Genomic DNA, 10,625 nt, shown 5'->3' on the forward strand with positions numbered 1-10,625 from the left:
GGAAATCGACCGACACTGGCCACTCGACGCCACCCGGCCTACCTTCGCCTGAGCGGCCCGCAACATCCGGTCGGACATCCCATTTGCGGCCCACCTGCGAAAGAGTGTATGCACCCTGTCTGCGAGGCCTACTCCTGGACGGCGGCGCAAGTCGATGCAGCCATGACCGAGCGGCTCGGAGTGGATCAGCAGGGGTGCAGCAACGTGACGTCCTCGACCTGGCCTGTTGCCGACGTGCGGGGCTGCCCAGCCTGGCGGTGGCGGCCGTGGTCCGCCCGCAGGTGTGGGTGGCGGTCGTGGACTGAGACGGGCTCGGGGTCCGGCCCTATGGGGAGGAGGTCGCGCAGACCGCGCATGGCTTCGTTCACTTCAAGCGGCAGCGTTTGTTCAGCAGTCTGGGGGCAGTTGGTGATCCACTGGCTCGCTGATGTTCACGAGAAATGAAGGCGGTCTGATGTCCGAGCGTCCGGGATGATCGGGGAGGAGTTCGGATCCGCGAGGGAAGGAACAGCGCGATGGCGATCAGAGGATGGAGCCCGGAGAGGACGGCCCGCCTTGAAGCGCTCGTCGACGAGTGCCGACCGCTGTTGGCCGGGGACGGCGGGATGGCTGCCGTGCAGTGGCTGCTGAGTGAGCGCCGGGTCGAGGTGCTTGATGCCGTGGTGATCACGCGTGAACTGCTGGGGGCGGGTCCCACATCGCTCGCGGAGGCGAAGACCATCGTTCTGACGAGCCCAGGCAGAGGGCGTGAGCTGAGGGTGCACGAGCAGTTCATGGACGGCTTGGAGCAGAACGGTGCCCTCGGCCAGTGACAACCGGCTGGTCAGCGCCCCGCCACCTGCGAAGGGTAGCGGGTTGAGAGGCAGCTGTCAGACGGCCTTGGCTGGTGCTTCGGCCCGGGCCCGAGCGGAGGCGAGCCGGAAGGAGTCGGTGCCAGTCTCGATGATCGTGCCGTTGAAGGTCAGGCGGTCCACGATGGCCGCGCAGAGCCGGGGGTCAGTGAACGTCTTCGTCCAGCCGCCGAAGGACTCGTTGGAGGCGATGGCGACGCTGTTCTTCTCCTCGCGCTCGGTCAGCACCTGGAAGAGCAGTTCGGCACTCGGCCATCAGAAGTTCGGCGAGGAAGCCGCGGTAGGTCATCTGGTCCTTCACCGCCCGGTCGGCGATGTCGGAGAACTCGTTGCGGATCGACGGAAGCCGCAGCATGCGGCAGGCGGTGTCGATGGCGGCGTCGGCGGCCTGTTCGGTCAAGCCTCGCTGGCGGGGCAGGGTCACTGGGCTTCTCCCTCTCGGTGGACGCCGTCGCTGGCGCGACGACGTCGGAGCAACGGTCATAGGGGGTCACCGAGGGCAGCGGCCTGGTGTCCGGCGGCAGATGGGCAGGACGCCACTCGTGTGCAGAAAGGTCACGTTTCCCGGTGTCTGTCCCGGACCGGTGACGGGCGATTCGTCCTCGGTTGACGGTCTTCTCGGTGGGGGTCAGTTCCTGCAGGGGTCTGCGTTTGATGCCCGTGGTCAGCCAGGGGCCACCGCCCTGGTAGGCGAGATCGGCCAGGACAGGGACGCCCTGGCGCTCGCAGATGCGGATGATTGGGTGAGTGCGGGCGGCGGTCAGGTCGTGAGCCCGGCCCGGCAGCGCGGGCGAAGCCACAACAGCCGGCCTTCCGGATCGGTGACCACCTGCACGTTCACACCGTGCCGGCGGTGCTTGTGGGAGTAGTCCGCGCGTGAGTCGCCGACCCGGTCGCACTCGGCGATGGTGCCGTCCAGCAGGACGAAGTCGGGGTCGGCCTCGCGCAGGACTTTCAGCAGACCCGGTGCACGTTCGGCGAGCAGGTGGATGACCGCGCTGGTGTAGGCGTGGGCGGTGGACTCGCTGATCCCGAACCCGGCAGCGACCTTCGCCAGGGTGGTGTGCTCGCGCAGGTACACCAGTGCCACCATCGCGCGTTGGGACGGACGAAGCTTGCAGCGCCGGTCACCCTCACGGGTGACGATGAGCATGATGACCCACTCCACGAGCGCATGTGGCAGGTCGAGTGCGGCAGGATAGATGACCAACGAGGCCCCTGAGCAGTGTGGTTGAGACGTCAGACATCTCGATCAACTGCCCGGGGGCCTCGCTCGTTGCGCTTCACGGACCGTCACCCGATCGGTGGCCCGCTCGAAGAAGCTCATTTATGGGGCAGCGCTTTAGGGAAGCTTACCGCAAAAGGAGCTGAAGCAGAATGCGCCAATGCTGGTTTCTTGACCATTCAGTCCATTCTTGAAACCTTCGACGTGTGGACCATGAGAGAGGTCGAAAACATTATGATCCATGCCTGAATTTTTGATCATGTCTCCGCCATTGAAAATTTGGATATCCTGGTCAAAGAATTTCGACCTGGGGGCCAGCGTTCCTGCCGCGTCCCCATCTACGCCGCTTCCAATATTGAAATTGACTCCCGGCTTTGAGGCGGCCGAACGTTCTGCCGCTAGTCTAACGAATCGCTTATCAGTTATTGTGTCGAAGGTGATGAGTCCTGGGTTCTCTCTTACTCCTACTGCCTCACCCGCGTGATTCACGTAGAATACTCGCTGTCCGGGAAGTCCCTCGATCCTTTGAGCCACTGCGGCTGCGTCGTCGGCTAGCCCGGTAGTGGGTCCAGGTACAAGTGCTTTTCCTCTGCTTCCGGCCATTATTTCGCTCGTTATAGTTGTTGCTTCCGTGGCAATTGCTTGATTGGATGCGGTGATTTCGGCGAGTAGGGTGTCCATGGCGCTTGCTGCTTCGGCTATGGCGATTCTTTCAGCGATGAGAGGTGTGGCGCTGGGGATGAGCCAGATGGCTTGGCCGGCGATTGCGTCGCCCCATTTGTCGTTCCAGTAGAAGTCGCTGGGGTCGATGTAGCTGTCGGCGGCGGCGCCGGATGCTCCGTCCCAGAGTGCGTCGTTGGGGATGGCATTCCCGGGGCGTGCGTCGGGAGCTGTGCGGCCGCCTGGGGAGCCGACGAGGAGGTTGGTGGGCCCGGTGTAAATGCCGGGACTCATGTCGAGGCCGGTCATGTCGCTGTAGCTGGCTTGGAAGCCGCCACTTTGGACGCAGCCGGGACCGTCGATGACGGGGCCGCAGCCGCTTTGAGTGGGGACGGCTGCTGCGTTGTCAGCGGGCTGACCGTACATAAGTCCGATGCTGTACTCTACGCCGCTTATGTCGCCGCCGGGGATGCCAGCGCCGTAGCCGGAGGTGCCGTCGGTGTTGGTGGTGTAGGGCTCGTATCCGGTGGGATCGGTGTAGTTGGTGGGGTTGGCGTTGACGTAGGTGTAGGGGTGGTTGGTGGTGATGGGGTCGGGGGTGTTGAAGGTTTTGGAGGCGGGGTCGTAGGTGCGGCCGTTCATGTTGATGAGGCGGAGGTTGTTTTCCATCTCGTGGCCGGTGTAGCCGTGAGTGATATCGCCTGGGGTACTGGTTGCGGGGGCGCCCGCGACGGTGATGGTCTGACCCCAGGGGTCGTAGAAGCCGGGGTTGGTGACGGTGCTGCCGGTCTTGTCGGTGGTGGCGGCGGTCGATCCCTGCTTGTCGGTGAGGGTGTACTCGATGGTGGTGGTGGCGCCGATGGTCACAGCCTGCCCAATGCCGTTCGGCAGGTACTGAACGTACGTCACCTTGCCGTCGGAGGTGGTGCGCTTTTCGAAGCCGCCGGCGTAGACGGTGGTGGCGTTATCGGGATCGGTCTTCTTCACCCGGTTGCCGAAGGCGTCGTAGAGGTAGCTGGTGGTTTTGCCGTTCTTGTCGGTGATGGTGGTGGGGAGGTCGAAGGCGTTGTAGACGGTGGTGCGGAAGGCTTTGCCTGCGGCGTCCTTGGCGAGGGTGAGGCGGCCCTGCGTGTCATATTCGTAGGTTTCGGCACCGCCGAGGGTGGTGGCTGTGGCGGCGGTGAGGGCGTGGGGGCCGGCCTTGGGGTCGGAGCTGCCGTGGGTGCGGGTTTCGGTGGCGGGAAGGTTGTCGCCGGTGTTGGTGACCTTGGTGAGGTTGCCGAGTGTGTCGTAGGTGTAGGTGCTGGTGCGGGGGATGTTGGCGTTGTTGGTCAGGGTCCAGGAGGCCAGGCGGTTGAAGTCGTCGTAGGTGTAGGAATCGACGCGGTCGGCCTTGCCGGTGGAGAGGTCGTTCTGTGTGCGGGTGTGCAGGTTGCCGTCGTCGTAGTAGCCGTAGCTGATGTCCTGCAGCTTGCCGCCGGTGCCGGTGGTGGTCTGGTTCTCCAGGCGTCCGGTGGTGGGGTTGTAGGCGTTGGTCTGGCTGATGGCTCCGGTGGGGCCGATCTTCGCGCTGGTGAGGGCGAGGTCGGCGTTCATGGCATCCACGTGCCACAGCGCGGTGCCGGGGGCACCAGTGGTGGTGTCTTTGATGTCGGTGAGGTAGCCGTAGTCGTTGTAGGTGCTGGCGAGCTGCATGCGGCCGGCACTGGTCTGGGGGTAGGTGGCGGTGGTGGGGCGGCCGAGGGTGTCGTAGGTGGTGTCGTTGCTGTAGACGGTTCCCTCGACGGTCAGGTCGGTGCCCAGGGTGCGGCCGAGGCTGTCGTAGCGGAAGGCGGTGGTGACCTTGTCCTCGACGTTGGTGGCGGTGGCCAGTTGGCCCTTGCCGTTCGTGGCGGTGTCGAAGACGAAGGTCTGGGTGGTGTCCTTGTTGGCGCCTGCGTCGTGGTGTTTGGCACCGGTGAGGCGGCCGAGGTCGTCGTAGGTATGGGTGATGGTGTTGTTGGACCCGTTGTGCGTCAGGGTGTCGACCAGGCCGTCACCGTAGTAGGCGGTGGTGACCTTGCCGCGGTCGGGATCGCTCACGGTGACCGGACGTCCGAGGACGTCGTAGCCGGTGGTGGTGGTGTTGCCCTTGTCGTCCGTCGACTTCAGAACCACACCGAAGGGCCCGTACTGGGAGGTCGCACTCGCGGTGGCCGCGGTCTTGTCGGGCTTGGTGTAGTGGTGGACGGCCTTGACGGCGTGTCCGGCGTTGTCGGAGACGATGTCGCTGGTGCGGCCGGCGATGTCGGTGGAGGTGATGGTGAACGGGTCGGGGTAGGAGGTGGTGGCTTCCTTGCCGTCCGCGGTCACGATCTTGATGACCCGGTCGAGGGTGTCGTAGTAGGTGTGGCTCTCCCCGGCCGTGGTCGTGGTCGTGGTGGGCCGGGTGGTGCCGGCCGCCCGCCCGAGCCGGTCGTAGGTCTGGGCGGTAGTGATGGTCTTGCCGTCGAAACCGGTCACCGCGGAGAACCGGGAGCGCCCGACCTGGTCGGTATAGGCGGTAGCGACGGCGTTCTTGCCAGCCGTGCCGGTGGCGGTGGTGGTGGCGACAGCTGTGCCGATCATCTGACCGGTGCTGTCGTTGACCGGACTGTAGGCGGTGGTCACCTTCGGCGCGCTGTCGGCGGTCGCGCTGGTGGTGCGACCGAGATCGTCGAACGCGATGCTCGACTGCACCCCGTTGATGTCCTGGGCGGCGACGGTGATGCCGTAGGCCGGCTGTACTGCGGACCAGGACGAGGGCCGGTAGGCAGCGTTCGCGTCCGCGCGCTCGGCCCAGACCTGCGAGGCATAGAGGTCCTCGTCGGGCTGGCCGGCGAACACGGGCTCGTATTCGGCATGGACGATGCGGTCCGGGCGGCCCGGTGCAGAGGCCACCATCTTGGTGGGCACACCGTTGGCGCCGATGGTGGTCACGCTGCTGGAGCGCACATCGTCGTCGGGGTTGTCCTTCTCCACCTCCACCCGGTAGACGCGGCCCAGCGTGTCGGCGGTGTAGTCGGTGTGCCGGGTGACCGGCGCAGCCGCCTTGACGGAGACCTCCGCACTCGCATCGGCAGTCACATCGAGTGCACCGCCGCCCTGGCTTGCGGCGACCTTGAAGGTGTTCGCGGTCGCATCACGCACCACATACACACTCTTGTCATCCAGGCCCGCGGCCTTGCTGAACGCCGACAGAACGACCTCCTCCCCATCAGCCAGGCCGTGCCCGGTCAGCGTGAGCGTGTCCGCCGAGGCGCTGAGCTCGACCTGACCGATCGCCTCGCGGGAGGTGACCGTGGTGTCGGCGGGCACCGCCACCAGCCAGTTCGAGAGCCGTACGGCACTGTGGTCGAAACCGTTGACTGTCTCGCTGGTGCTCAGCCCCTTACCGGTGCCGGAGGTAACCGAGGTGACCTTGGTCTGGTTGCCGTATTCGTCAAACTCCGAGGTGGAGGTGACGGTGCGGTGCGGCGCGGAAGCAGTGCCCACCAAGTGCTGCTCCATGTTCGCGTTCGCCACGTGGTCGGCAGTCCAGTCGACGGCGACGTTCGCCTCCGCCGAGGTGGCAACCGTCTTCTGCGGCATCACCTGGTAGGTGGAGACGCTGTTGAGCCGGGTCTGCGTCGTGATGTCGTAGGTGTTGACGGTCTTTTCCACCCGGGCCTTGGCCGTGGTCGGCTTGGCCGCTACCTGCTCGTCACTGAGTACCGGGGTGGTGGTCGTCACCGTCTTGGGCAGGTGCGCGAACGGGTAGACCCGCCCGCCGTTGGCACTGGTGCGCTTGTCGAACGTGGTGACCGTCTCGGACGGGCGCGAAGGATCCCACACCCTGAACGTGCCGAACCCCATGAAGCCCTGTCGGCGGTGCATCACCGGATCCTGATATGAATAGTACGTACTGCGCGGCTTGTCCTTGTCGTAGCCGTCCTCGTGCGAGGTCAGCTTGCGCACCACCGTCATACCGCCCCGCACACACACCAGCGGCGCGTCGCACGTGTTGTCGGCGATCTTCGACGGCTTCTCCGCCCAGGTGTTGGAGTACTCCACCTCCACCCGCGGCCTGGGCGCGTTCTCGTCCGACACCGCCGTGATCCGGTCCGGCTGCGACGCGTTCTGCGTCATCACGGCTAGCCCGCCGTCGTTCTTCACGATGTCCAGACGGCCGTCACCGTTGAAATCACCCAACCGCGAGAACGGACGGCCGTTCATCATATCCGCCTGGTACTGACCGGCCGATACGTTCATCTGGTAGTTCGACCACGGACGCGTGGCATCGCCGTTACTGCCGTTCGGGAACAGGATGTTGATCCGGCTTCCGCCGCCCGCACCGACGCTGATCGCGTCGTCCTCCGGCTTGTCCTTGTCCTTGCGGTCCACCGACAAATATTCGTTGTAGAACGAGACGATGTCGTCCCGCCCGTCGCCGTTCACGTCACCGATCTGCAGATCAGCCAGATCATCATGCGCGACAGAAATCCGCTTCAGATCCCAGTGCAGACCACGGCCGGTGTTCCACAGCACCATCGACTGCTCATACGTGCCGTCCGACTTCCGCGCCGTCGGCACCATCAAGGTGTCCTTCAGCCCGTCACCGTTGAAATCACCCTGGAACGACTTCCAGGAAAACAGAGGATTATCGAACTCGTGTTCGTAAGCCCAGTCCGCCGGCCAGTTGGGAACACCAGTGGGCGTGTTGTCCATGCCCTTCGACGGCTGAGGGTTGAGAAAAGGATCGGCCGAGAACCGCTTGACCAGGTCGCGCGTGGAAGACAGGTGCTGAATCTGCTCAGTACGCGTCGGGTCCGAAAGACCGGCGTTGATACTAGATGCATCGTATTGCCACGAATCGTTACAGAAAGAGTTATCAGTACTGCTGTACTGATAATCCGATTTACCGTCGCCGTCCATGTCCCGTGCGACACCGGGGGCACAGGCCGTGTCGAGGCCGCCAGTGGGGGCCTCGAACTGGCCGCCACCCTTGTTGATCTGGACTTTGATGAAACCATTGACTGCGGTCTGGTTGGTGTTGTCATCGCCCGGGAGCGGGTCGGGGGTGCTGGCGATGCGGTCGAGCAGGCCGTCGCCATTCACGTCCGCCCAGTCCTCGAAGTAGGCCTGGCCGAACTGGATGCCGGTGGCCACAAACTTTCCTGCGGTCTTGTCCCAGCGCAGTACCTTGTCGTGCAGTCCCTCGTCACCGTTGACGGAGTAGCGCACCACGTACTCGTTGACGCCGTCGCCGTCGATGTCCACCGGACGACTCTCGTGCACCCGGCCCTCGGCGCCGCTGGGCCATGCCCCGATCCCGGCCCCGGCCGCGTCCTGAAGCGCCTTCTCCGACGCCAGCGGATCGACGGTGCCGTCGGCCTTGCGGGAACCCCCCAGGACCGCGCTCTGCTTGGGATGGGAGCCGCCGGTGCTGAAGACCAGGTCGTCGGCGCCGTCGTCGTCCAGGTCCTGCACATTGGTCGCGGCCCAGTTGTTCATTGGCCCGGAAGCATCCAGTGGGAGCGAACCGCCTCGCGTGGTGGTGGTGAACAGCGGGGCGTCCAGCGAGTCGGACCAGGTGAACTTCTTCGCCGGCAGGCAGCCGCCCTTGGCGCCGCACTTCTGCACCTGCGACAGCACACTGTGCCGGTGCGAGGTGTCCACCGGCAGGTACGACAGCTTGTAGGAGTGCACCAAAGCCGTCGCGCCCGGGTTCGGGGCATACATGTCCACCTGCGTCAGGCGCTTCGACACGCCGTACCGCACACCCGAAACATAGCTGAACGACGGATCGGGCCGATCCTCGTACCGGAACTCGACCCGGCGCTCCGCCTCCTTGCCGTCACCGTAGGTGTAGCGAATCTTGTCGAGGAGGAATTCCTGCCCCTTCGTCACCTCCTCGGTGTACTCGTACCCCATCTTGTTGCCCGAACGGTCCGCGACCTCCGACAACAGCCACGTCACCCGCGGCGTCCCCGTCACCTGATGCCGGCCACTGGGATCGAACTTCGTCTCGACCGAACCGTCCGGATCGAAGTTACCGCTCTCGTCGGAGGAGATCCGCGTGAGCGACTGCAGCGACACCCCGTCCTCCGCACGCTGCGCAACTCGCGCCTCATACGTGAGCGTGCGGCCGTCCTTGGCGAAGACTAGGAACTTGTCCGGTCCCGTCGCCTGCGTACCGCCCACAGCTCTGATCTTCTCGAACGGGCCGCTCTCTGTGCGGTACTCCGAACCGTCCCCGCCATACGCGCCCGATACCAGGATCAGCTTCTGCCCGTTCAGGCAGAACCTGTCCTTGTCGTCGTAGTGGACACCTGTCCGGGAACCTTCTGTGTCCGGAGCCTGGCCGCACCGGCCCAGCTGGTCGCCCATACCCGCAAGCGACCACCCCAGCCCCAGCACACCGTTCCCGCCGCCGCTGGAGTATCCCAACGACAACGACGGTGCCATCCCCGCACGACCCGCCGGAACATCCAACGGAATACTGTACGAGAACACACCGTCCGCGGACACATTCCCCGAACCCGGCAGGAAACCCGCCTTCGCACCCGCCGATGCAGCACTACCGCCATTGGGCAGGGAAAAAGGCTTGGGCAGGGTCGGCGGACCGGTAGCGGCCAGAGCCGGAGTCACCGACCCGCTGATCACACTCGCCACAACCACTGCCGCCAACGCCCCGCTCAAGGGACGCCAAGCGCGTCTTTGTGAATGCATTAATAAATCCAAACTGCAGGAAGTCGGGATCGCCGCAAAGCGGCCGGAGGTGCATGTGACACCCCACCCTCAATTAGCAAGGAAAAGAAACGCCATGCCTTGAGCATCTGTTGCTCAATGAGCCTCTTTCATCCTCGGCTCGGCACGATGCCTTGAGTAGCTCTGACCTGCGGTGATGTTCTGGATCTTCACTCCTGAGACTCCAGGATGAAAGAGGCTCAAGTTGGCCCGTTCTGGGCTGCGACGGGCAAACTCCCCCCGTCGCAGCCCAGAACGGCGCTCAGTGGCCCCCACAGCCGATCATGAAGGCTCCGCTCCCTCGCCGCCCTGGCGAAGGACACCCAGCACAACCCCGCCCGTGCATCGCAGCGCCGGATCGGAGACGAGCCGACGGTACTCACCCCCGAGACACCGGCGTTCATTGAGCTACCTGCCAGGATCTACCCATGGAGATATCGGAAGGCGTGGCTGCCCTGTGGGCAGCTGGGATCGGTGTCGCGGCGTCTGCCGTGGCATTGCTTATATCCGGCCGAGCCGCCCGGCAACAAGCAGAAATTGGGGCACGAGCACAGCTAGAAGCTGTGCACATTCAGGCCGCCCAGGCCCATTCGCAAGAAAAAAAAAGACGTCAACAAGTTGTCTGCAGTTCGAATCCAATGTCATTACCGCCATTGACGTTTTTTTGGAGGAAGTTGGTAAGGTGCTCGATTAAATTGGACAGAGATGGTCGGGTGAGAGGCTGAAGTAGATTGCCGGTAGGGCACTCCCGACTTTCAGCGGGGGTATGGTCTGTCTCCATAGCCGATCTGGCTCTCATTTTGAAGCACAGGACTGGTGGGGTAGCGTTGCGGGGGTGTCCAGGCATTGCCAAAGCTACGTGCTGCATCACTTGATGCAGGGTCACCTCGGCGCCGAGCGCGGGGCGTTGACGGCCTCACGCCCCATCCTCCCCGCGCTGCTGCTCGGCGGAGCCGGTAGGGGCGGGAGCGCAGCGGACGCCCCTGGTCCTGGACGCGCAGCGGCCAGGACAGGATTGGAGCGGAGCGGAAATCCGAATTCTCGCGAAGCGAGAATTCCTGAACACGCGGAGCGGGTTCAGCGAAAGGCGCGCAGCGCCTTTCTGGGATTGCGCGGAGCGCAATCCCGCTGTCCTATCGCGC

At 64.4% G+C, this 10,625-nt stretch carries 2 protein-coding genes and 2 pseudogenes; 1 reads left to right on the top strand and 3 read right to left on the bottom strand.

Annotated elements, in window-relative coordinates; genetic code table 11:
• The first annotated feature begins 515 nt into the window (after positions 1-515).
• Positions 516-812, top strand: a complete 297-nt coding sequence (locus ACZ6CZ_RS35305; protein WP_469029647.1) for a hypothetical protein — start codon at positions 516-518, stop codon at positions 810-812.
• A 57-nt stretch (positions 813-869) separates the two neighbouring features.
• On the opposite strand, the pseudogene ACZ6CZ_RS35310 reads toward ACZ6CZ_RS35305, so the two are convergent.
• The 3 genes and pseudogenes from ACZ6CZ_RS35310 to ACZ6CZ_RS35320 all read right to left on the bottom strand — a co-directional run.
• Positions 870-1,097, bottom strand: a pseudogene (locus ACZ6CZ_RS35310) (ATP-binding protein); the annotation flags it as partial.
• A gap of 358 nt (positions 1,098-1,455) precedes the next feature.
• Positions 1,456-2,061: pseudogene (locus ACZ6CZ_RS35315) on the bottom strand (transposase); the annotation flags it as partial.
• A 132-nt stretch (positions 2,062-2,193) separates the two neighbouring features.
• The gene (locus ACZ6CZ_RS35320) at positions 2,194-9,384 is read right to left on the bottom strand and encodes a SpvB/TcaC N-terminal domain-containing protein (RefSeq protein WP_469029649.1); all 7,191 of its coding nucleotides are present in this window, start codon (positions 9,382-9,384) and stop codon (positions 2,194-2,196) included.
• Between the last annotated feature and the right edge of the window lie 1,241 nt (positions 9,385-10,625).

This window comes from Streptomyces sp. NPDC041135 (genome assembly GCF_055592085.1).